Source organism: Lentzea tibetensis (genome assembly GCF_007845675.1).
GTDB lineage: Bacteria > Actinomycetota > Actinomycetes > Mycobacteriales > Pseudonocardiaceae > Lentzea > Lentzea tibetensis.
Map to the genome: position 1 here is coordinate 15,823 of NZ_VOBR01000048.1, position 21,393 is coordinate 37,215.

Sequence of the window (21,393 nt, forward strand, 5' to 3'; positions counted from 1 at the left end):
GACTCTTTCAGATGACGCAGCCCCGTCGGATCCGCGACCTGGACGCGCTGAAGGCGCTGACGCACCCGCTGCGCGTCTCGCTGCTGGACCACTTGCTCGCCGTCGGACCGCAGACGGCGAGCGAGTGCGCGGAGGCGGTCGGCTCGTCGGCGTCGAACTGCAGCTGGCACCTGCGTCAGCTGGCCAAGTTCGGCTACGTGGAGCGGACCGACGGGACCGACGGGCGGGAACGGCCGTGGCGGTGCACGGAGGTCGGGTTCGAGATCGGCGGGTTCGACGACGACCCGGAGGTCCGCAGCCAGCAGGACGCGCTGATGGCGTTGCGGCTCAACGAGGACAACAAGCTCGTCCAGCGGTTCCTCGACGGGCACGAGAAGCTGCCCCGCGAGTGGCAGCTCGCCTCGACGATGCACGACTACACCGTGAACGTCACGGCCGAGGAGCTGGGCGGACTGCTCGGCATGATCGACGACATCCTGCGGCCGTTCCTCGTACCGGTGCGCGAGGACGCTCCTGAAGGCGCTCGACCCGCGCACGTCGGCATCAAGGCGTTCCCGAGATGAGCAGGGCGTTCGTCAGGCTGTGGATCGCCGGGTTCGTCTCGGAGATCGGCGACTGGCTGCTCCAGGTCGCCATGCCGATCTTCGTCTACCAGCTGACCGGCTCGGTCGGCGCGACCGCGACGACGTTCGTCGTGGCACTGCTGCCGAGCCTGGCCCTGTCGCCGCTCGCCGGCGTGCTCGCCGACCGCTGGGACCGGCGCAAGCTCATGATCGCGGTGAGCCTGCTGCAGGCCGCCGCGTTGCTGCCGCTGCTGCTGGTCGACGGGCCCGCGGACCTGGTGCTGGTCAACGTGGTCACGGCCGCGCAGGCCGGGCTGGCCGCACTCTTCGAACCGGCCAAGAACGCGTTGCTGCCGACGCTCGTGCCCGCCGACCGCCTCGCCGCGGCCAACGGGTTGATCGGGCTCAACAGCAACCTGGCCAGATTGATCGGCGCCTCGCTGGGCGGGATCGTGCTCGGCTACGCGGGGCTGCCGGGCGTGCTGCTCGCGGACGCCGCGTCGTTCGTGCTGGCCGTGCTGTTCCTGGTGCGCCCGTTCGGCGTGCCGCACGAGGCGCGGGTGCGTCCGCCGGTGTGGCGGGCGTGGCTCGAGGGCCTGCGGGAGATCAGGGATCGGCGGCCGCTGCGGCGGATGGTGGTGATCGTCGGCCTGATGGCGATGAGCCAGGGCATGTTCGTGGTGCTGTTCGTCGTGTTCGTGACCGAGCGGCTGGGCGGCGGTGCGGCGGAGACCGGTCTGCTGCGCGGCGTCCAGGCCGTCGGCGGGCTGCTCGGTGGGTTGCTGGTGGGGTTGGTGGCGCGGCGGCTGTCCGCGCGCCGGATGCTGGGCTGGGCGCTGGTGGTGTTCGGGCTCGTCGCCGCGGCCGGCTGGAACGCGCCGTGGTTCACGACGTTCTTCGGGTTCTTCCTGGCGTTGTTCGCGGTGGCCGGCGCACCGGGCGTGGTCGCGGGCGCGGGCATGCTGTCGGTGCTGCAGCAGGAGACCGCCGACGAGTCGCGCGGCCGGGTGCTGAGCAGCTTCTTCAGTCTGTACGACGGGTTTCAGGCACTCGGGATGGTGCTAGCGGCCGTCGTTCCGCTCGGTCTCACCGGTCTGCTCGACGTCCAGGCCGGCCTCTACGTGCTGGCCGGGCTTCTCGCGCTGCAGCACCGCTGGTGGCACGAGCACGAGCGCCGCGGCGGGAACGACGAACGCGGCGACGGTGCTGGCCTGGTAGAGCGGCACGAAGGCGAGCGGGGCGACCGCACCCCCGAGGAACCGGAGCGACTGCACCACTGACACCGCGCCACCCCGGTTGGCGCCGGTGCTGAGGACCAGCGTGTTGAGGCTGACGAGCACACCCTGGCTGCACGCGCCGGTCAACGCCCAGCACAGTCCCACCGCCACGAGCGACGGTGCCGTACCGATCGCCACCAGCAGACCCGCGCCCGCGAACGTCGCCCCGAGCACGCACGTTCGCGCCCCGAACCGGTCCACCGCGCGCCCGACGAACCGCGCGGCGAGGAACCCGGCGACACCGAACCCGGTGAGCAGGACACCGCGCTGACTCGCGCCGAGCCCGAACGCGTCGTCGAGCCGGAACGCCACGAGGAACCCGAGCCCGCCGAGGCAGCCCCAGCCGACGAAGGCGACCAGCGCCGCCCGGAGCGTCGTCGGCACGAACGCGCTGCGCAGGCTGGGCCGCTTCTCAGCCGCCTCGGTCCGCGGGACGCCCAGCACCGCCAGCGCCGTGGCGACCGCCGCCGCGCCCACGAACGCCCACCGCCACGACGCCTCCGCGACCAGCCCGCTCACCAGCGGAGCCGACGTCTGGCCCGCCGCCTGCATCGACGCGAACAGCCCCAGCGTGCGGCCGAGCCGTTCCTTGGGCACGATCGCCGCCAGCGCGCCCAGCAGCACCGGGGTGACGAAGGCGTTCGCCGCGCCCTGGACCGCCCTCAGTCCGATCAGGACCGGGAACGCCCACGAGACCGCGCACAGGATCGAGGCGGCCGCGTAGACCACGTAGGCGCCGCGGACCGTTCGTTGTGGACCCCAGCGCTGGGCCAGGGTGCCCGAGACGAGCAGCAGGCCCGCGAAGGGGAGGAGGTAGTAGGACAGCGTCGCCGCGGCCTCGCCTGCCGAGCGGTCGAAGTCCGCGCCGATCTCCGGGAGGATCGACGACGTCATCGCGCCGCCGAACGGGCCGAGGAAGCCGCCCGCGTACAGCCCGGCCCGCGCCAAACGCCCCTCTGCCAGGCGTCGAGGGTTCACCTACCCGAGCGTCCCGCGCCCACCCGGCCCACGCCCGCGCCGCCGCAGGTAGCGCTCGAACTCGGCGGCGATGTCGTCGCCGGAGGCTTCGGTGATCTGCAGCTCGGCGTCACCGCGCTCCTCGAGCGCGCGGACGTAGTTGCGCACGTCCTCGTCCTCGTCGGCCATCTCGGAGACGGTCCGCTCCCACTCCTCGGCCTGCTCGGGCAGCGCACCCAGCGGCACCTCGATGTCGAGGACCTCCTCGACCCGGTGCAGCAGCGCCAGCGTGGCCTTGGGGGAGGGCGGCTGCGACACGTAGTGCGGCACGGCCGCCCAGAACGAGATCGCCGGGATGCCCGCCTGCACGCATGCGTCCTGGAAGACGCCGACGATGCCCGTCGGGCCCTCGTACTTCGAGTGCTCCAGCCCGAACTTGGCGGCGGCCTCCGGGTCGTACGCGGTTCCGGTGACCGGGACGGGCCGGGTGTGCGGGGTGTCCATCAGCAGCGCGCCCAGAGTGACCACAGTGGTCACACCCAGCGCGTCGATGTGGCCGAGCAGTTCGGCCGCGAACTTGCGCCAGCGCATGTTCGGTTCGATGCCGTGCACGAGCACCACGTCCGAAGCGGAACCGGGCGGGCGGCAGACGGAGAGCCTGGTCGTCGGCCAGTCCACGCGGCGGGTCACGCCGTCGACCAGCCGCACCGTCGGGCGGGTGACCTGGAAGTCGTAGTAGTCGTCGGGGTCGATGTCCGCGAGCGGGGTGGCGTCCCACGTCAGCTGTAGATGCTCGATCGCGGTGCTGGCAGCGTCTCCAGCGTCGTTCCAGCCCTCGAACGCCGCCACCAAGATCGGGTTGGTGAGCGGTTCACGCGGGTGCGAGGGGGTTTGGGGTGCCTGGACCGGATCGTTCACTGCGCCAGACTAAGGCCTCCCGTCCTGGGGGCCCCGTAGGCTTGCCCCATGCCGGACCGCTTCATGGACGCCCTGGCCGCACGAGTGCTCGTCGCGGACGGCGCCATGGGGACGATGTTGCAGTCGGCTGACCTCACGCTCGACGACTTCGACGGGCTCGAGGGCTGCAACGAGATCCTCAACGTCACGCGCCCGGACGTCGTGAGAGACGTGCACCGCGGCTATCTGGAAGCCGGCGTGGACGCCGTCGAGACGAACACGTTCGGCGCGAACCTCGCCAACCTGGCCGAATACGACATTCCGGACCAGATCTTCCTCCTGTCCGAACGCGGTGCCGCACTGGCGCGCGAGGTGGCCGACGAGTTCAGCACGCCCGACCGGCCGCGGTTCGTGCTCGGCTCCGTCGGGCCGGGCACCAAGCTGCCGACGCTGGGCCACGCGCCGTTCGCGACCCTGCGCGACGCCTACGAACAGCAGGTCAAAGGCCTGCTGGTGGGCGGCGCGGACGCGGTGATCGTCGAGACGTCGCAGGACCTGCTGCAGACCAAGGCGTCGATCATCGGCGCCAAGCGGGCGATGGCCGCCGAGGGACAGCGGGTGCCGATCATCGCGCAGGTCACCGTCGAGACGACCGGCACGATGCTGCTCGGCTCGGAGATCGGCGCCGCGCTGAACGCGCTGGAACCGCTCGGCATCGACCTCATCGGCCTGAACTGCGCGACCGGGCCCGCCGAGATGAGCGAGCACCTGCGCCAGCTCGCCAAGCACTCCCGCGTGCCGCTGTCCGTGATGCCGAACGCCGGCCTGCCCGAGCTCGGCCCGCACGGCGCGGTGTACCCGCTCTCGCCGGAGGCGCTCGCCCAGGCGCTGGCGGGCTTCGTCACCGAGTTCGGCGCGCGGCTCGTCGGCGGGTGCTGCGGCACGACGGCCGAGCACCTGCGCCAGGTGGCCGAGGCCGTGCGCGACCTGCCCCGCGCGGACCGCAGGCCGCGGCCCGAACCCGGTGTCTCGTCGCTGTACCAGGCCGTTCCGTTCAAACAGGACGCGTCGGTGCTGATGATCGGCGAGCGGACGAACGCCAACGGCTCCAAGGCGTTCCGCGATGCGATGCTCGCCGAGCGCTGGGAGGACTGCATCGAGATCGCGCGCGACCAGACGCGCGAGGGCGCTCACCTGATCGACCTGTGCATCGACTACGTCGGCCGCGACGGTGTGGCGGACATGACGGCGCTGGCGTCTCGTCTGGCGACCGCGTCGACGCTCCCGATCGTGCTCGACTCGACCGAACCCGAGGTGCTGCGCGCCGGACTCGAGTGCCTCGGCGGGCGCTGCGCCGTCAACTCGGTGAACTACGAGGACGGCGACGGGCCGGACTCGCGCTTCCAGAAGATCATGCGGCTCGTGTCGGAGCACGGCGCGGCCGTGGTGGCGCTGTGCATCGACGAGGAGGGCCAGGCCCGCACCGCCCAGTGGAAGGTGCGCGTCGCGACCCGGCTGATCGACGACCTCGTGACGAACTGGGGCCTGCGGCACTCGGACGTCATCGTCGACTGCCTGACGTTCCCGATCTCCACCGGCCAGGAGGAGGTGCGCCGCGACGCGGTCGAGACGATCGAGGCGATCCGCGAGCTGAAGCGCCGTTTCCCCGACGTGCAAACGACTCTGGGACTGTCCAATGTGTCCTTCGGGCTGAACCCGGCCGCGCGGCAGGTGCTGAACTCGGTGTTCCTGCACGAGTGCGTCCAGGCCGGTCTGGACACCGCGATCGTGCACGCGTCGAAGATCGTGCCGATGGCGCGCATCCCGGACGAGCAGCGCGCGGTCGCGCTGGACCTGGTCTACGACCGCCGGCGTGAGGGCTACGACCCGCTGCAGCGGCTCATGGAGCTGTTCGAGGGCGTCACGACGTCGTCGAACAAGGCTTCCCGCGCACAGGAACTGGCCGCGCTGCCGCTGTTCGCACGGCTGGAGCGGCGGATCGTCGACGGCGAGCGCAACGGTCTCGAAGCGGACCTCGACGCGGCGCTCGAGGAGCGTCCGGCGTTGCAGATCATCAACGACACGCTGCTCGCGGGCATGAAGACCGTCGGCGAGCTGTTCGGCTCCGGGCAGATGCAGCTGCCGTTCGTGCTCCAGTCCGCTGAGGTCATGAAGACCGCGGTCGCGCACCTCGAGCCGCACATGGAGCGCGCCGACGACGGTGGCAAGGGCCGGATCGTGCTCGCCACGGTGAAGGGCGACGTCCACGACATCGGCAAGAACCTCGTGGACATCATCCTGTCCAACAACGGCTACGAGGTCGTGAACATCGGCATCAAGCAGCCGATCACCACGATCCTGGAAGCGGCCGAGGAACATCGCGCGGACGCCATCGGCATGTCCGGCCTGCTGGTGAAGTCGACCGTGATCATGAAGGAGAACCTGGAGGAGATGAACTCGCGCGGTGTCGCCGCGCGGTGGCCCGTTCTCCTCGGCGGCGCCGCTCTGACCAGGGCCTACGTCGAGAACGACCTGACCGAGATGTACCTCGGCGACGTCCGCTACGCCCGTGACGCGTTCGAGGGCCTGCGGCTGATGGACGCGATCATGGCGGCCAAGCGCGGCGAGACACCGCACGCCGACCAGGAGTCTCTCGCGAAGGCCGCCGAGCGCAAGGCGCGCCGGGAACGCTCGTTGCGGATCGCGGCCGCCCGCAAGGAGGCCCAGCCGGAGCCGGTGCCGATCTCCCGGTCCGACGTGGCCGCGGACAACCCGGTCCCGGTGCCGCCGTTCTGGGGCAGCCGGGTGGTCAAGGGCATCCCGGTCGCGGACTACTCGGCGCTGCTCGACGAGCGCGCCACGTTCATGGGCCAGTGGGGCTTGAAAGGCTCGCGGGGCGGCGGCCCGACGTACGACGAGCTCGTCGAGACCGAGGGACGGCCCCGGCTGCGCTACTGGATGGATCGCCTTGCCACGGAAGGGGTTCTGGCGCACGCGGCCGTCGTGTACGGCTACTTCCCGTGCGTCTCCGACGGCTCGGACCTGATCATCCTGAAGGAGCCGTCGCCGGACGCGTCCGAGTGGTTCCGGTTCACGTTCCCGCGTCAGAAGCGGGACCGTCGGCTGTGCCTGGCGGACTTCTGGCGGCCGCGTTCGTCAGGCGAGGTGGACGTGATCGCGTTTCACCTCGTGACGATGGGGCAGCCGATCGCGGACTACGCCAACGAGCTGTTCGCGAAGAACTCCTACCGCGAGTACCTGGAGGTGCACGGCCTCGGCGTGCAGCTCACCGAGGCGCTCGCCGAGTACTGGCACAAGCGGATCCGCGAGGAGCTGACCTGGCCGTCCGGCGGGTCGGTTGCCGCCGAGGACCCGGCGGACGTGGAGGAGTTCTTCAAGCTCGGCTACCGCGGTGCGCGGTACTCGTTCGGCTACGGCGCCTGTCCCGAGATGGAGGACCGGGCACGCATCGTCGAGCTGCTGGAGCCTTCGCGGATCGGGGTGGCGTTGTCGGAGGAGCTGCAGCTGCACCCGGAGCAGTCCACGGACGCCTTCGTGGCGCACCACCCCGAAGCCAAGTACTTCAACGTGTGACCCCCATGCGGCACCGGAATTCGTCGGTGCTGGCGGGGAGAATGAAAGCAGGGGGACCCCTGGGCGGGGACGCCTGCGAAAGCGCGCGACGTGACGTGGATGGCGCGGCTGAGCTGTTCGTCACCGGAGAAGCCCTGGTGGCGGCCTCAGGCCGTAAGTTGGACGGGTAGCCGTCAACTGATCGAGGAGTGCTCGTGGGTCGCCCTGCCGCCGTGTTGTGGGACATGGACGGAACGCTGCTCGACTCGGAGAAGCTGTGGGACATCCCGCTCTACGAGTACGCCGAGAAGCTCGGCGGCGAGCTGTCGCTGAAGACCCGGCAGGCGATGGTCGGCACCAACGTGCCGACGACGCTGTCGCTGCTGTTCGGTGAGGTCGGGGTCACGCCGACCCAGGACGACCTGAGCGACGCGGCCGCGTGGATCCTGCGGCGTACGGAAGAGGTGTTCCGGTCCGGCCTCGTGTTCCGGCCGGGCGCGCAGGAGGCGCTGCGATCCGTGCGCGCGTCCGGCGTGCCCATGGCGCTCGTGACGTCGACCGACCGGGCGCTCACCGAGATCTGCCTCGACACGATCGGGCGCGAGCTGTTCGACGTGACCGTGTGCGGCGACGAGGTGTCCGGGCTCAACAAGCCGCTGCCCGAGCCGTACCTGCGGGCCGCGCGGCTGCTCGGTGCCGACGCCGAGCGGTGCGTCGCGATCGAGGACTCGCCAACCGGTGTCGCCTCGGCCGTGGCGGCCGGGTGCACGGTGCTCGTCATCCCGTGCGACGTGCCGGTGGACGCGGGCGAGCGCCGCGTGTTCCGGTCCTCGCTGGAGGGCGTGGAACTCGCGACGCTCGCCGACTTGCTGAACTAGACGGTTCGCCGAACTAGGCGGCCGCTGAGGCCTTCACCTCGGTCTTGCGGGTGGCGGGGTCGACCAGCAGGCCGAACACCACGCCGATGCCGACGTACAACGTGGCCGTCTGCGCCAGTGACGACAGGCGGAACTGCCACAGCACGGCGACCGGCATGTCCGCCGGGATGGCGTCCGGCGGCGCCGGGAACGCCAGCAGCACCACGGCCGTCGCCGCGACCGCGGCCAGCAGCACCGCGGTGGTGCGGCCGGGCGCCGTGAGGTGGGTCAGCCGCGACGCCAGCCAGCTGGCGCCGTAGACGATCAGCAGACCCGCGGCGATCACGCCGAGGTACAGGACCGTCCGGTAGTTGACCGTCTCCGGGTCACCCACCGCTGGCGGGTTCGCCGGGTACTTCACCCACGGCAGGAACGCTGCCGCCCCGAACACCGCGACCGCGAGCGTGAGGCTGCGGTGGAACGGTGTGCCGTCGGCGAACCAGCGGCGGGCCATGGCGTACGCGGTCGCGAACACCAGGCCGATCGCCAGTCCGACGATGACCGCGGCCAGCACCCCGCCCAGTACCTGCATGGGGCGGCTGACCAGCGCTTCCTCGTGCGAGTGACCAGCGCCCTCGGTGGCGGCGCGGGACTCCTCGACGAGCAGCGCGGCGCGGATCGGGATCTCGGTCACGAAGAGACCGACGAGGCCCGAAGCGAGCCCGGCGATCCCTCCTGCCGCGAGTCCGCGCAGCGCGAGGCCCTGATAAGTGGTCGTCATGCCGGGGCGCCCTAGTGGCACGGGACGCCGAGCGCGTGCCGGCCGTCGTGGAAGAACTCGTGGAGCGTTTCAGAAGCGGCGCCGAGTGCGAGGCCGTTCTCCTGCAGCACCAAGTAGGTGATCAGGAGTCCGAGCAGTGCGACGGCGAACGCCCACCTCGGTACCTGGACGGCGGACAGATGGGCAGCGGGGCTCGTCATGACGGGCTCCTCCATACCTCGTGGAAGGTGAACTTTTCAGCGCCGCAGCCGGTCTCCTGACTCCCGGATCAACGCTGCCCCGCGTCTTCCCAGCCCCGAGGTGGGACCAGTGACGTGCTCGGCGGGGTTCGCTTCCCGGTCACAGTGGCGAGGACCGCGCCGGATTTTCACCGGCTTCCCGTCACTGCGGCGGTGGAACCGTAAGTGCATTTGCCACCTGTGCACAACCGGCCATCCGAGTTGTCGCGTTCGTCACTTCGCGAGTGGACAGTCGCCGCAGGTCCCGCCACCTTGCAGGCGGTAGTAAAGGCAACAACTCCGACGCCGGAACGTGACCTCGCCGGGAAACGGGAGGAATTCTCCGGTTCCGGCGAACGGTGGATTCGCGAGCATCTGTTCGCCGCGCGCTTCCGCTTCTTCCGCGGTGAGCGCACCCGTGCGGCTCATCGTGCGCAGCGCACCCGCAATCGCTGACGCCGCGTTACCCCAGAGCAGTCCACGTGCGACTGGAACGATCTCCCTGATGGCCTCGACAACACCGTTGAGCGCGTCGGAGATGCCCGGTCCCGCTCCCGGCACGTCGAGGCGCACGCTGAGTCCGTTCGCGTTGTCGTAGTGCCACCACAGGTTTTCCGGCCGAACGTCCGGCGTGATTCCGTCGAGCGTCGACGTCGCCGTCAGCGGGCAGAGCAACCGCGCGGTGTAGCTGAGGAAGAACAACGACGCGGCGACCCGCGGCTCGTTCGTCCGATAACGGTCGGCGATCGTGCCGATCGTTTCCTTCAGCGCGGGTCCTTCGAGCAATGCCGTTCCCGGCAGCCACGTCTCGTCGGGGCGGCCGACGTCGAGCACGAAGAAGGGGCTGATGCCGCGTACCCGGCGCAGCGTCGCGAGCACATCGGCGAATTCGGACACGTGGCCGAAGTTACTAGGTGTATCTGCCCGCGCGCGTCGCACCTCTGACCTGGTGAGGGAAAGCTCATCCGGGGGGATGATGACGATGTTCGCCGAACTGACCGCAGATTTCTGGCGCTGCACCGCCGAGCGCGCGGTGCGCACGTTCCTGCAGACGCTCGTCGCCGTGCTCGGCGCGGGAGGCATCGGACTGCTCGACGCGCCGTGGGTGACCGCGCTGTCGACATCCGGGATGGCGGCGCTGCTGAGCGTGCTCAACGCTGTGGTCGCCGCTCCGATCGGCACGCCGAACTCGCCGAGCGTCCTGAGGCCGCGTTCACGCGTCGGCGTCTGAGGTCGGTTCTCGCGGCCGGCGGTGAGGTCAGTCGCCTTGCGGGAACGGCACCTTGACCGGGCGCACGGGGATGCAGGTGGCGACGGGCTTGCCGTCGCGGGTCACGAGGACGCTCTCGCCGTTCTCGACGATGTCGAGCAGGGAGTGCAGGTCGCGGGACGCCTCGGACTCGGTCATTGACCTCATGGGGCGTCAGGCTGTCAGACTCGTTGTGCCGCAACCAGTTCGTTCACTCGATTCAGTGAGCGTCAGATTCGGCCGGTCGCGACCTGGTGCTCGGCGAGTGCGCGCACGCGCCTGCGGACGGAGGTGTCCTTCCGGGGCGCCAGGAACTGGGCCAGCGAGAACAGGTCCAGCTCACGGCCCCGCTGGACCGCTTCGTCGTCCGCTCCAGCGCCTTCGCGGACGCCCAGCGCGAACGGCGTCGGCGGCTCGTCGCGCGGTTCGAAGCGCAGCAGGTTGCCGAGGTCGGTCTCGCGCGGGCCGGCGAACGTGAACTCCCAGTCGAGCAGTGCCGCGACCGCGCCGTCCGGCCTGAGCAGCACGTTCTTCGGGTTGAGGTCGCCGTGCACGCGCACCGGGGCGGTCACCAGGCCGACCTCGTGCGCTCGTGCCAGTTCCGCCCATCCGGGTGGTGCGTCGGTCGCCCCGGCGACCAGTTCGGCGAGCATCTCGGTGCCCGCCGCGGGCCAGGGCGTGACGTGCCAGCCCCGGTTCCAGGTGAGCTCGCCCGCTGCCTCACGCCTGCGCTCGGTGACCTTCCGGATGAGCTCGCCGAGCGTCCGGCCCAGCGCGCGGTCCTGGGGCACCAGATCCGCGCGCACACCGTCCACCCAGGACAGCACCGCGCGTTCTCCCGCCGCGGCAAGGACTTCCGGCACCGGGATGCCGTCTTTCCCGGCTTCCTCGATGGCCGCGAGCTCGAGCTGTGCGGCACCGGGCCTGGTCCACCGGCGCAGCACCACCCGGTTGTTCACCCGGAACACCTCGTTGACGAACCCGCCGGACACCGGTTCGACCGTTTCCACGCGTGTGATGCCCGCGACCCGCAGGAGTTCGACGTCCACGGGCTGGAACACAGTGCCCACGTTGCAAGCCGCCGTTCGGAGGATGGGAGGATGCGGAGCCGTGAAGACCTTCGACGAGTTGTTCGCCGAACTCAGCGACCGCGCCCGCACCAAGCCAGAAGGATCCGGCACCGTTGTAGCACTGGAGGCCGGCGTCCACGCGCAGGGCAAGAAGGTGCTCGAGGAAGCCGGCGAGGTGTGGATCGCCGCGGAGCATGAGAGCGACGAACGGCTGGCGGAGGAGATCTCGCAGCTGCTGTACCGGCTGCAGGTCCTCATGCTGGGCCGCGGGCTGACCCTGGACGACGTCTACAAGTACCTGTGACTGGAGACCGGACCATGCTGCGCGTAGCAGTCCCCAACAAGGGCGCGCTCGCCGAACGCGCCTCCGCGATGCTGACCGAGGCGGGCTACCGCCAGCGTCACGAGCCGCGCGACCTCACCGTGCTCGACCCCGCCAACGACGTCGAGTTCTTCTTCCTGCGCCCCAAGGACATCGCGATCTACGTGGCGTCCGGCGACCTGGACCTCGGCATCACCGGCCGCGACCTCGCCGAGGACTCCGGCGCCGACGAGAACGGCGACGCCGTCCAGGAGATGCTGGCACTCGGCTTCGGCGGCTCCACCTTCCGCTACGCCGGCCCGCGCGGCACGGACTGGCAGATCTCCGACCTCGAGGGCAAGCGCCTCGCCACCGCGTACCCGAAGCTCGTCGGCAAGGACCTCCGCCGTCGCGGCATCACCGCCAAGGTGATCCGCCTCGACGGCGCCGTCGAGATCTCCATCCAGCTCGGCGTGGCCGACCTGATCGCCGACGTCGTCGGCTCCGGCCGGACCCTGCGCCAGCACGACCTGGTGCCGTTCGGCGAGCCGATCTGCAATTCCGAGGCCGTGCTCGTGCACCGGCGCGGATCCGAGGAGTCGGCGGCCAAGCTGCAGCTCAAGGCCCGGTTGCAGGGTGTCGTGTTCGCGCAGCAGTACCTGATGATCGACTACGACTGCCCCCGGTCGCTGCTCGAGAAGGCCATCGCGTTGACGCCTGGGCTCGAGTCGCCGACCGTCGCGCCGCTGGCGCACGAGGACTGGGTGGCCGTGCGGTCCATGGTGCCGCGCAAGGACGCGAACCAGACGATGGACGAGCTGGCCGCACTGGGCGCCAAGGCAGTGCTCGCGTCGGACATCAGGTTCTGCCGCCTGTAAGTGAGCTAGGCGTTCAAGAGGTGCTGCACTTCGGCGTCGTCGAGTTGGTGGAAGCGTTCGTACCACCGGCTGACGGCGCCGAAGTTGCGCAGGGTGTGCACGGCGACGACCTCGTCGGTGAACGTCCGCACGGACTCGGCCGCGGCCACCGGCACGGCGAGCACGATCCGGGCCGGAGCGTGGCTGCGCACCCATTCGAGCGCGGCCCGCGCGGTGACACCGGTGGCGAGCCCGTCGTCGACGACGATGACGTCCCGGTCGGTGAGCTTCAGCGGTTCGCGGTCGGCGCGGTAGAGCCGGGTGCGGCGCTGGGCCTCGGCGCGTTCGCGTTCGCAGTGCGCGCGGAGACCGGACCTGGTCAGGCCGAGTGCGCGGAGCGCGCGTTCGTCGTAGATCGGGTCGCCGTCCGCGGTGACCGCGCCGATGCCGTACTCGGGGTGGCCCGGCACACCGATCTTGCGGGCGACCACGACGTCCAGCTCGCCCTTGACCGCCTCGGCGACCTCGGTGGCGACCGGCACGCCGCCGCGCGGGAGGCCGAGCACGATCGGATCCGACCAGTGCCGCTGGGCGAGCAGCTCACCCAGCGCGCGGCCCGCCTCGGTGCGATCGACGAACCTCATCGCTGCGCACTCACCGTCCCGGCCGCGCCGGCGTCACCCACGTTCGTGTTGCGGGCCCACGCCACGGCCTTCGTGCACCCACGGTACGTCCGCGCCAGTCTGTCGGTCACCCGGAACGGCTACCCCTTTCCCGCACGAACAACGCCTGGGCGGTCCGGCCGACCGGCCCGGTCTCGTCGTGCAGGACGCTCGCCGCGACACCCACGCCGTCCGGCCCGATGACGGTGTTCGCCTCCAGCGCGAACCACTCGCCGGTCGGCTGGCGGAACAGGTGCACCGACAGATCCGTGTTGATGGAGAACCACTTGCGGATGTCCAGCCTGCTCGACACCCCGCTCGCCGAGTCCGCGATCGCGAACAGCTTCTGCAGCGGCGACGCCTGCTCACCGTCGACGGTCTCGACCTTCGGCCGTCCCCACACGGTCGCGTCGCCGGGCGTGAAGATGCCGCCGCCGCGCAACGCCAGCCACTCGACAGCCGCGAGGTAGCCGCCGCCCCAGCCTTCCGGGACGCGCATGGGCTCGGCCGCGTCCGGCGGGTCCACACGCGGTGGGGCACCGGCGCGCACGGCCTCGGTGTCACTCGTGACGATGCGCCACGCCTTCGCCGCCAGCACCGCGCGACCCTCGTACCGCAGCTCGCCGCGCAGCAGCTCGACGCTGCGCCCCGGCCGTTCCACCTCGGCGTGCACCTCGAGCTCGGCGACCGGCACCGGGCCGAGCACCTCGAACGTCACCCGCGCCAGGTGCGCGTCCTCGCGCGGCGCGGTGCGCTCGAACTCGCGGACGAGCAGCGCGCTCGGCGGGCCGAGGTGCTGGCTCTCGGCGTTCCACGGACCCACCGTGTGCTGGGTGCTCCGGTACCGGTTTTCCCCCGCGGGGATGAAGAACGCGCCCATCAGTCCGCCCTGTCCAGGATCGTCTCGTCCTCGTCCGGCTCCGGCCAGCCGGGGTACGGCGGGGGAGTGCCGTCGAACTCCGGGCAGAGCGCCTTGTGGTCGCAGTAGTCGCACAGCCTGCTCTTGCTCGGCCGGAAGTCACCGGTCGGCGCGGCCCGCATGATCGCAGCCCAGATCGCTTCGAGCGTCCGCTCGAACCGCTTCAGCTCGGCCTCGTCCGGCTGGTACGCCAGCGCCTGCCGGTCGGCCAGGTACATCAGCCGCAGCTGCCGCGGCACCTCGCCGCGCAGCCGCCACAGCACCAGCGCGTAGAACTTCATCTGGAACAGCGCCTTGGCCTCGTTGACCTCGCGCGGCGCCGCCCCGGTCTTGTAGTCGACGACGCGGATCTCACCTGTCGGCGCGACGTCCACCCGGTCGATGTACCCGCGCAGCAGCACACCCGATGGCAGCTCCGACTCGACCAGCAGCTCCCGCGACTCCGGCTCCAGCCTGCGCGGGTCCTCCAGGCCGAAGTAGCCGTCCAGCAGCGACTCCGCGGACCTCAGCCACTCCGCTTCCTCCTCGGCGCCGTCCGCGAAGAGGCCTGCGAACTCAGGGCGTTCCGCCTTCACCCGCGTCCACGCCGGACTCAGCAGAGCTTTCGCCTGATCCGGCATCCGTTCCTGGGCGGGCAGGCCGAAGAGGTCCTCCAGCACGGCGTGCACGACCGTGCCGCGCACCTGCGCCTTGGTCGGCTTCTCGGGGAGACGGTCGACGGCGCGGAAGCGGTAGAGCAGCGGGCACTGCTTGAAGTCACCAGCGCGCGAGGGGGAGAGCGCAGGTCTGCGCACAGGCCTCTGAGCCGTCACGGGTGGATCTTGGTGCAGTGGTTCCGCCATGACTCGAAAGGTTAGGCGAGGGGTCTGACAGTCTTGGACGCCGCGCCGCCTCGCTCGGCTTCGCGCACACCTCGCGAGGTCGCGTCGGTCGTCCGGACGCCCGGTCTCGTCGGAATCGGCGAAGCCCATTTCGGCGAGAGCGAGTGGCCGGACGACCGACTTCCCGGCGACCTCGCCGCCGTCTGCGGAGCAGCGGCCATCCAACACCGCATCCCTACACCCGTACGCCTAGGCTCAGCGGGTGGCCACAACGGGTAGTTGGCGGCGGCAGGTCGACCGAGAAGGCGGGCTGCTGCTGTTCCGCGCTGCCGGTGTCCCGGTGCTGCTGGCCCCGAGCTGGTGGCTGGGCAGCGCCGTGGTGGTCGCGCTCTACGCACCGCTGGTCGACGACCTGGCCCCCGGAACCCCGCCGCTGGTCGGCCTCCTGCTGGCCGTCAGCTTCGCGATCTTCCTCGGGCTGAGCGTCCTGGCGCACGAGCTCGGGCACTGCGTGGCGGCGATGAGACTGGGCCTCCCGGTCCGCAGACTCCGGCTGTTCCTGCTGGGCGGCATCTCGGAAGTCATGCGCAACCCCGCCAAACCAGGTCACGAGGGCGTGGTCGCCGGCGCGGGTCCGGCCGTGTCGGTGGTGCTGGCCATGTTGTTCGGCGCGGCGGCGATGGTCATGGAGCCCAGCAACGTCATCTGGCTGCTCGTGGCGCAGATCGCGGCGGCCAACCTGGCGGTGGCGGTGTTCAACCTCCTCCCCGGACTCCCGCTGGACGGCGGGCGCATCCTCAGGGCGGGCGTCTGGGCGGTCACCGGCCATCGGGGCACGGGTACCCGTGCGGCGGTGGTGGGCGGCGTGCTCGTGGCGGCCGCGCTCGTGCTGTGGGCGTTGCTCGGCATCGCGGAAGGCACCGAGGACCGCTGGCTGCGCTTCGGCGTGTGCCTGCTGACGGCGTGGTTCGTGTTCGCGGGCGCACGCGGTGAGCTGGCCGCCGAGCACCGGCGAACCTGGCCGGAGGGCGTGCTGCTCTCCGACCTCACCAGGCCCGTGCTCCAACTCCCCGCGGAGAGCCCGGTCGCGGACGCGCTCAGCACGTCGGCCGGTCGCGGCGTGGTGCTGGTGCGCGCGGACGGCGTGGCGGCGGGACTGCTGGACACCGAGGCGGCACGACGGCTCGCGGTGAACTCGCCGTTCGCACCCGCCGAGCAGGCCGCCGAGCCGATCCGGCCGGAAACGGTGCTGCTGGAGGACGAACCGGGCGACGAGATCGTCGAACGCGTGCAGGGCACGGCGGCGTGGCAGTTCCTCGTGGTCGACCTGGACGGGCGTCCGGCGGGCGTGCTGCACCGCGAGGACCTCAAGCGGGCCATCGAAAACTCCGGCCGCTGACGGGGCTGACCACGGCGTCTGCGACCATCGCGCGGTGAATAGCGCAAGTGGCCCGTTCCGTCCGGGCGATCGGGTGCAGCTGACCGACCCCAAGGGACGGCACTACACCGTGGTTCTGGAACCGGGCAAGGAGTACCACACCCACCGGGGTGCGATCCCGCACGACCTGCTGATCGGGCAGCCGGAGGGGTCGGTCGTCGCGTCCGTCGGCGGCACGAACTTCCTGGCGCTCCGCCCGCTGCTGCCGGACTACATCCTCTCGATGCCGCGCGGCGCGCAGGTGATCTACCCCAAGGACTCCGCGCAGATCGTGATGTACGGCGACATCTTCCCCGGCGCGCGGGTGCTGGAGGCGGGCGCCGGATCGGGCGCGCTGACCTGCTCGCTGCTGCGCGCGGTGGGGGAGAAGGGCAGCGTCCAGTCCTACGAGGTGCGGCAGGACCACGCCGACCACGCCATCCGCAACGTCGAGCAGTTCTTCGGCGAACGGCCGGGCAACTGGGACCTCACCGTCGCGGACGTGAAGCAGCACGAGGGCGAGGTCGACCGGGTCATCCTCGACATGCTCTCGCCGTGGGAGGTGCTGCCGACCATCTCGAAGAACCTGATCCCCGGCGGCGTCCTCGTCGTCTACGTGGCGACGACGACGCAGCTCTCGGTCGTCACCGAGGCGCTGCGCGAGCAGACCTGCTGGACCGAGCCGCACGCGTGGGAGACGCTCGTCCGCCCCTGGCACGTGGTCGGGCTCGCCGTGCGCCCCGAGCACCGGATGATCGGGCACACCGCGTTCCTGCTGACCACCCGCAAGCTGGCGGACGGCGTCGTGGCGCCGCGGCCGCAGCGCCGTCCCAGCAAGGGCTGAGCGTCAGGCGCCGGTCAGGTAGCGGTTGTCGCAGAGCTGCCAGTCGCCGCCGGACTTCTTCCAGGTGTAGGTGACGTCCTGGTTGATCTTGCGCTCGCCGAGGTTGCCTTCGACGTGCATGGTGACCTCGGCGGAGTCGCCCGACTCCGTCACGGACTTGACCGTGGCCTTGGTCGACGTGTTCTGCTTGATCTTGTCCAGCTCGGCCTTGGTCCTCGGGTCCTTGTTGACCGCTTCCAGTGACTGCTCGACCTTCGTGCGGATGTCGGGGCAGATCATGGACATGTACTTGGCCTCGTCCTTGGCGCTCACCGCCGCGGCGTACTCCTCGGCGGCTGCCTTGGCGCCACCGCCCCCGAAGTACATCAGGGCCGCGACGGCACCCCCCACGAGCACCAGCACACCGGCGATGACACCGATGATCAGGCCGGTCTTGCTCTTCTTCGGCAGCGGAGGGCCGTAGCCGTAGGGCTGCTGCGGGCCGCCGTATCCAGGAGGCGGCTGCTGCCCGTAACCCTGCTGCTGGCCGTAACCCTGCTGCCCGTAGCCCGGCTGTTGCCCATAGCCCTGCTGCTGCCCGTATCCGGGCTGCTGGCCGTACGGGTCGGGCTGGCCGTAGCCCGGCTGGGGTGGCTGCTGCCCGTGCGGTCCCGGCTGACCGGGCTGCTGCCCGTACGGTCCCTGGGGCCCAGCGCCTGGGGGACCCGGAGGCTGTGGGGGGTACGTCATGCCGCCCACCGTGCCCTAACTCATCCCGATTTGCCCAGTGAATCGGGACACGCAAAAGAGGCCCGGCCGATCGGCCGGGCCCCTGGGCGCACTACTTGACCTTGATGTCCTCCGGCCGCATGCAGTACTTCCAGTCGCCGGACTCCTTCTTGAACTTGATGTCCAGCGTCGACTCCTGCTTCTTGCCCACGACCGTGATCTCGTACTTCACGTTCGCGGTCGCCGTGTCGCCCGAGACCGTGACGTTGTTGACCGTCACGGTCGGGGCAGGCGTGTTCTTCGAGAGCTCCTCGGCCCTGCGCTGGAGCTCGGGGTCGACCGACACGGTCGGCTTTCGCTCGAGCGCGTCCAGCACCTCCTTGCACGTCAAGGACTTGAGCTTGCTCTCGTTCTTGCTGCGCATCGCGCTGTAGAACTCGTCGACCGCCTCCTTGGCGTCGGCGTCGCCGCCGCTGTCACCGGAGTTCGAGTTCGTGTTGGTGTTGCCGCTGTTGCCCGACGCGCTGTTGCTCGAACCGCCGCCGCTCGAACCCGACATGGCCGCGATGCCGACGATCACGCCCACCAGCACGAGCACGCCGGCGATGACGCCCACGACCACGCCCGTGTTGTTCTTCTTGGGCGGCGGGCCGTAGCCGTAGGGCGGCTGCGGGCCCCCGTACCCCGGCGGCGGCTGCTGGCCGTACGGACCGGGCTGGCCAGGCTGGCCGTAAGGCGGCTGCTGGCCGTATCCCTGCTGCGGTGGCTGACCATAGGGCCCCGGCTGCTGGGGCTGTTGGCCATGAGGCTGCTGCCCGTATCCGGGCGGCGGCTGCTGGCCGTACGGGCCCGGCTGCTGTGGCGGGTAGGTCATCTGCTTTCCCCCGATGTGGTGTCCTGGTACTGATAACGATTGAGCCACCCTGGCGTCACCGGACGGCTGTTCGTGGCCGGTGGGCCGGATGCGCGGCCAAAACCACCCGGTTGGCCGCACGGTCGCTGACCGTACTGGCCCCGCTCCCCGCCGTGTCGCGGACCCGTCGGAGATGTCCGGATCGCTGTGGGTGACGAGCACCAGGCCCGGTGGTGGTCCACTCTGTGAGAACTAGGTGAATTCCGCCCCGAACCCCCAGGCCCGGACCGATACGTCCGCTTCGTCGCGGTCGCTCTGCGTGGGGATCAGTCCGCCCCGGTGGGACTGACATCGGATCTCCCGGCACTTCTCGCAGGTCGCGGGCGTGTTACGAGATCGACACGGCGACGCCGGTTACGAGACGCACCGTAGTGGGTAGGCGGTGGCTCCCGACACCGAGATGGAGCAGTTCACCCTCCAGCCGGGGGGAATCTTGCGTCACACGCCCGAAGATGATGTTGTGGGTGGCCCATTTTGTCGGTGATCGCCGGTACCGTAACTGGTACGAACACGGGAGGAGGGTGCCGACATGCAGCACGGTCATCCCGGCAGCCAGCCTGACGAGGGCGGCGAGCTGAACCAGGGCAACAATTCTGAGCTGACAGCGCAGATCAGGTTCCTCGAGGACGAGATCGCGCTGCTGCGCCGCAAGTTGACGGAATCCCCGCGGCACGTCCGCTTGCTGGAGCAGCGGTTGGCTGAGGCGTCCGAGCGCGTCAGCCAGCTGACCGAGCGCAACACGAAGCTCATAGACACCCTCCGCGAAGCACGAAGCCAGTTGCTGGCGTTGCGTGAGGAGGTCGACCGGCTGGCCCAGCCACCCAGCGGGTACGGCGTCTTCATGGCGCGCTTCGAAGACGGCACAGTGGACGTGTTCACGTCCGGCCGTCGGATGCGCGTCGCCGTTTCCCCGGCGGTGGAGGCCGAGAAGCTCTCCTTCGGTCAGTCGGTGCGTCTCAACGAGGCGCTCACGGTGGTCGAGGGCGGTGGCTTCGAACGCTCCGGTGAGGTCTGCGCGCTGCGCGAAGTCCTCACAGACGACGACGACACGATCGCGCGGGCGCTCGTGGTCGGGCACGCGGACGAGGAGAGAGTGGTCTGGCTCGCCCAGCCGCTGCTCGAGTCGCCGCTCAAGCCCGGCGACTCGTTGCTCGTCGACACCAAAGCGGGCTTCGCGTACGAGCGCGTGCCGAAGGCCGAGGTCGAGGACCTCGTGCTGGAGGAGGTGCCCGACATCGACTACAGCGACATCGGTGGCCTCGCCCGGCAGATCGAGCAGATCCGCGACGCGGTCGAGCTGCCGTTCCTGCACGCCGACCTGTTCCGCGAGTACGAGTTGCGGCCGCCCAAGGGCGTCCTGCTGTACGGCCCTCCCGGCTGCGGCAAGACGCTGATCGCCAAGGCGGTGGCGAACTCACTGGCCAAGAAGGTGCTCGAAGCCCGTGGCGAGAGCAACAAGCAGGCCAAGTCCTACTTCCTGAACATCAAGGGCCCCGAGCTGCTCAACAAGTTCGTGGGCGAGACCGAGCGGCACATCCGGCTCATCTTCCAGCGGGCGCGCGAGAAGGCGTCCGAAGGCACCCCGGTGATCGTGTTCTTCGACGAGATGGACTCGATCTTCCGCACCCGCGGCTCCGGTGTGTCGTCCGACGTCGAGACGACGATCGTGCCCCAGCTGCTGTCGGAGATCGACGGCGTCGAAGGCCTCGAGAACGTCATCGTCATCGGCGCGTCCAACCGCGAGGACATGATCGACCCGGCGATCCTGCGGCCAGGCCGCCTCGACGTGAAGATCAAGATCGAGCGGCCGGACGCCGAAGGTGCGAAGGACATCTTCACCAAGTACCTGACGCAGACGCTCCCGCTGCACGCCGACGACCTCGCCGAGTTCGGCGGGGACCCGAAGGCCTGCATCGAGGGCATGGTGCAGCACACCGTCGAGCGCATGTACGAGGAGTCCGAGGAGAACCGCTTCCTGGAGGTCACCTACGCCAACGGTGACAAGGAGGTCCTGTACTTCAGGGACTTCAACTCCGGCGCGATGATCCAGAACATCGTCGACAGGGCCAAGAAGGCGGCGATCAAGTCGCTGCTGGACACCAAGCAGCCAGGGTTGTCCGTGCGGCACCTCATGGAAGCGATCGTCGACGAGTTCGCTGAGAACGAGGATCTGCCGAACACGACCAACCCCGATGACTGGGCTCGTATCTCCGGTAAGAAGGGGGAGCGGATCGTTTACATCCGCACCCTGGTTACTGGGAAGAACCAGGAGTCTGGGCGGGCCATCGACACGGCCACCAACACTGGGCAGTACCTGTAGGTCCTGTGTGGAGGGAGCCCCCGGTCGTTGCCGGGGGCTCTTTTCTTTGTGTGGGCTTTGGTGGTGGGGTGGGGAGGGGCTCGCGGATCACCAGAGGTGGCCATATTTTCAGGTCGGGGTCAAGACAAAAAGACGTCTTGACCCCGACCTGAAAATATGGCAAGGCTGCGCCTGATCCGCGAGCCCCTC

General features: G+C 70.0%; 21 protein-coding genes, 1 pseudogene and 1 riboswitch. Of the genes and pseudogenes, 10 read left to right on the plus strand and 12 right to left on the minus strand.

All coding sequences use genetic code 11. From position 1 onward, the window contains the following. Positions 1–11: 11 nt before the first annotated feature. The gene (locus tag FKR81_RS40730) at positions 12–563 is read left to right on the plus strand and encodes an ArsR/SmtB family transcription factor (RefSeq protein WP_146360577.1); all 552 of its coding nucleotides are present in this window, start codon (positions 12–14) and stop codon (positions 561–563) included. Continuing rightward, positions 560–1,648 (plus strand): annotated as a pseudogene (locus FKR81_RS40735) (MFS transporter); the annotation flags it as partial. The gene FKR81_RS40730 and the pseudogene FKR81_RS40735, both read left to right, overlap by 4 nt. Here FKR81_RS40735 and FKR81_RS44630 read toward each other — a convergent pair. Further along, positions 1,625–2,818, minus strand: a complete 1,194-nt coding sequence (locus tag FKR81_RS44630; RefSeq protein ID WP_146360581.1) for an MFS transporter — start codon at positions 2,816–2,818, stop codon at positions 1,625–1,627. The pseudogene FKR81_RS40735 and the gene FKR81_RS44630 sit on opposite strands and share 24 nt — an antisense overlap. After that, entirely contained in the window at positions 2,819–3,715 is an 897-nt protein-coding gene (locus tag FKR81_RS40745; RefSeq protein WP_146360583.1) for a PAC2 family protein, read from the minus strand. Between the two features lie 48 nt (positions 3,716–3,763). Between FKR81_RS40745 and metH the strand changes: the two genes are divergently transcribed. Next, complete coding sequence (metH, locus tag FKR81_RS40750; protein ID WP_146360585.1) at positions 3,764–7,288, plus strand: methionine synthase; 3,525 nt, start codon at positions 3,764–3,766, stop codon at positions 7,286–7,288. A gap of 194 nt (positions 7,289–7,482) precedes the next feature. Next, positions 7,483–8,145 carry an HAD family hydrolase gene (locus tag FKR81_RS40755; protein WP_268891614.1) on the plus strand — a complete coding sequence of 221 codons (663 nt, stop codon included), beginning with the start codon at positions 7,483–7,485 and terminating at the stop codon, positions 8,143–8,145. Between the two features lie 13 nt (positions 8,146–8,158). On the opposite strand, the gene FKR81_RS40760 is transcribed toward FKR81_RS40755, so the two are convergent. The 3 genes from FKR81_RS40760 to FKR81_RS40770 form a co-directional block, all read right to left on the minus strand. Beyond that, on the minus strand, positions 8,159–8,905 hold the full coding sequence (locus FKR81_RS40760) for a CbtA family protein (protein WP_146360587.1): 747 nt from the start codon (positions 8,903–8,905) through the stop codon (positions 8,159–8,161). Positions 8,906–8,916: 11 nt separating this feature from the next. Continuing rightward, the gene (locus FKR81_RS40765; protein WP_146360589.1) at positions 8,917–9,105 is read right to left on the minus strand and encodes a CbtB domain-containing protein; all 189 of its coding nucleotides are present in this window, start codon (positions 9,103–9,105) and stop codon (positions 8,917–8,919) included. Positions 9,106–9,134: 29 nt separating this feature from the next. After that, positions 9,135–9,309, minus strand: a riboswitch (cobalamin riboswitch). 48 nt (positions 9,310–9,357) lie between these two features. Beyond that, positions 9,358–10,164 (minus strand): (2Fe-2S)-binding protein, encoded by an 807-nt coding sequence (locus tag FKR81_RS40770; protein ID WP_235922208.1) that lies wholly within the window; start codon positions 10,162–10,164, stop codon positions 9,358–9,360. Between FKR81_RS40770 and FKR81_RS40775 the strand changes: the two genes are divergently transcribed. Beyond that, positions 10,157–10,354 (plus strand): holin, encoded by a 198-nt coding sequence (locus tag FKR81_RS40775; RefSeq protein ID WP_222598575.1) that lies wholly within the window; start codon positions 10,157–10,159, stop codon positions 10,352–10,354. The genes FKR81_RS40770 and FKR81_RS40775 overlap by 8 nt on opposite strands. A gap of 27 nt (positions 10,355–10,381) precedes the next feature. Here the strand turns inward: FKR81_RS40775 and FKR81_RS40780 are convergent, their stop codons facing one another. Both FKR81_RS40780 and FKR81_RS40785 read right to left on the minus strand, forming a co-directional pair. Next, entirely contained in the window at positions 10,382–10,540 is a 159-nt protein-coding gene (locus FKR81_RS40780) for a type II toxin-antitoxin system Phd/YefM family antitoxin (protein ID WP_146360593.1), read from the minus strand. Positions 10,541–10,602: 62 nt separating this feature from the next. Continuing rightward, a complete protein-coding gene (locus FKR81_RS40785; RefSeq protein WP_186763472.1) occupies positions 10,603–11,433 on the minus strand; it encodes a phosphotransferase family protein in 831 nt (276 codons plus the stop codon). Between the two features lie 49 nt (positions 11,434–11,482). On the opposite strand from FKR81_RS40785, the gene FKR81_RS40790 reads away from it, so the two are divergent. Both FKR81_RS40790 and hisG read left to right on the plus strand, forming a co-directional pair. After that, the gene (locus FKR81_RS40790; RefSeq protein ID WP_146360597.1) at positions 11,483–11,746 is read left to right on the plus strand and encodes a phosphoribosyl-ATP diphosphatase; all 264 of its coding nucleotides are present in this window, start codon (positions 11,483–11,485) and stop codon (positions 11,744–11,746) included. Positions 11,747–11,760: 14 nt separating this feature from the next. Next, a complete protein-coding gene (gene hisG / locus FKR81_RS40795) occupies positions 11,761–12,621 on the plus strand; it encodes an ATP phosphoribosyltransferase (protein WP_146360599.1) in 861 nt (286 codons plus the stop codon). A 5-nt stretch (positions 12,622–12,626) separates the two neighbouring features. Here hisG and FKR81_RS40800 read toward each other — a convergent pair whose 3' ends face one another. The 3 genes from FKR81_RS40800 to FKR81_RS40810 all read right to left on the minus strand — a co-directional run bounded on the left by FKR81_RS40800 (position 12,627) and on the right by FKR81_RS40810 (position 15,023). Beyond that, positions 12,627–13,244: a phosphoribosyltransferase gene (locus FKR81_RS40800; protein WP_146360601.1), complete on the minus strand. Its 618-nt coding sequence runs from the start codon at positions 13,242–13,244 to the stop codon at positions 12,627–12,629. Between the two features lie 106 nt (positions 13,245–13,350). After that, on the minus strand, positions 13,351–14,142 hold the full coding sequence (locus FKR81_RS40805) for a thioesterase family protein (protein ID WP_146360603.1): 792 nt from the start codon (positions 14,140–14,142) through the stop codon (positions 13,351–13,353). Further along, a complete protein-coding gene (locus FKR81_RS40810; protein WP_146360605.1) occupies positions 14,142–15,023 on the minus strand; it encodes a RecB family exonuclease in 882 nt (293 codons plus the stop codon). Before FKR81_RS40810 ends, FKR81_RS40805 begins: the two co-directional genes overlap by 1 nt. A gap of 241 nt (positions 15,024–15,264) precedes the next feature. Between FKR81_RS40810 and FKR81_RS40815 the strand changes: the two genes are divergently transcribed. Next, a complete protein-coding gene (locus FKR81_RS40815; protein WP_146360607.1) occupies positions 15,265–16,401 on the plus strand; it encodes a site-2 protease family protein in 1,137 nt (378 codons plus the stop codon). Between the two features lie 34 nt (positions 16,402–16,435). Continuing rightward, entirely contained in the window at positions 16,436–17,263 is an 828-nt protein-coding gene (locus FKR81_RS40820) for a tRNA (adenine-N1)-methyltransferase (protein ID WP_146360609.1), read from the plus strand. A 3-nt stretch (positions 17,264–17,266) separates the two neighbouring features. Here the strand turns inward: FKR81_RS40820 and FKR81_RS40825 are convergent, their stop codons facing one another. Together FKR81_RS40825 and FKR81_RS40830 are read right to left on the minus strand one after the other, a co-directional pair. Next, on the minus strand, positions 17,267–17,992 hold the full coding sequence (locus FKR81_RS40825; protein WP_146360611.1) for an Rv0361 family membrane protein: 726 nt from the start codon (positions 17,990–17,992) through the stop codon (positions 17,267–17,269). A gap of 91 nt (positions 17,993–18,083) precedes the next feature. Further along, a complete protein-coding gene (locus tag FKR81_RS40830) occupies positions 18,084–18,845 on the minus strand; it encodes an Rv0361 family membrane protein (RefSeq protein WP_146360613.1) in 762 nt (253 codons plus the stop codon). 568 nt (positions 18,846–19,413) lie between these two features. On the opposite strand from FKR81_RS40830, the gene arc reads away from it, so the two are divergent. Continuing rightward, the gene (gene arc / locus FKR81_RS40835) at positions 19,414–21,204 is read left to right on the plus strand and encodes a proteasome ATPase (protein WP_146360615.1); all 1,791 of its coding nucleotides are present in this window, start codon (positions 19,414–19,416) and stop codon (positions 21,202–21,204) included. Positions 21,205–21,393: the final 189 nt, after the last annotated feature.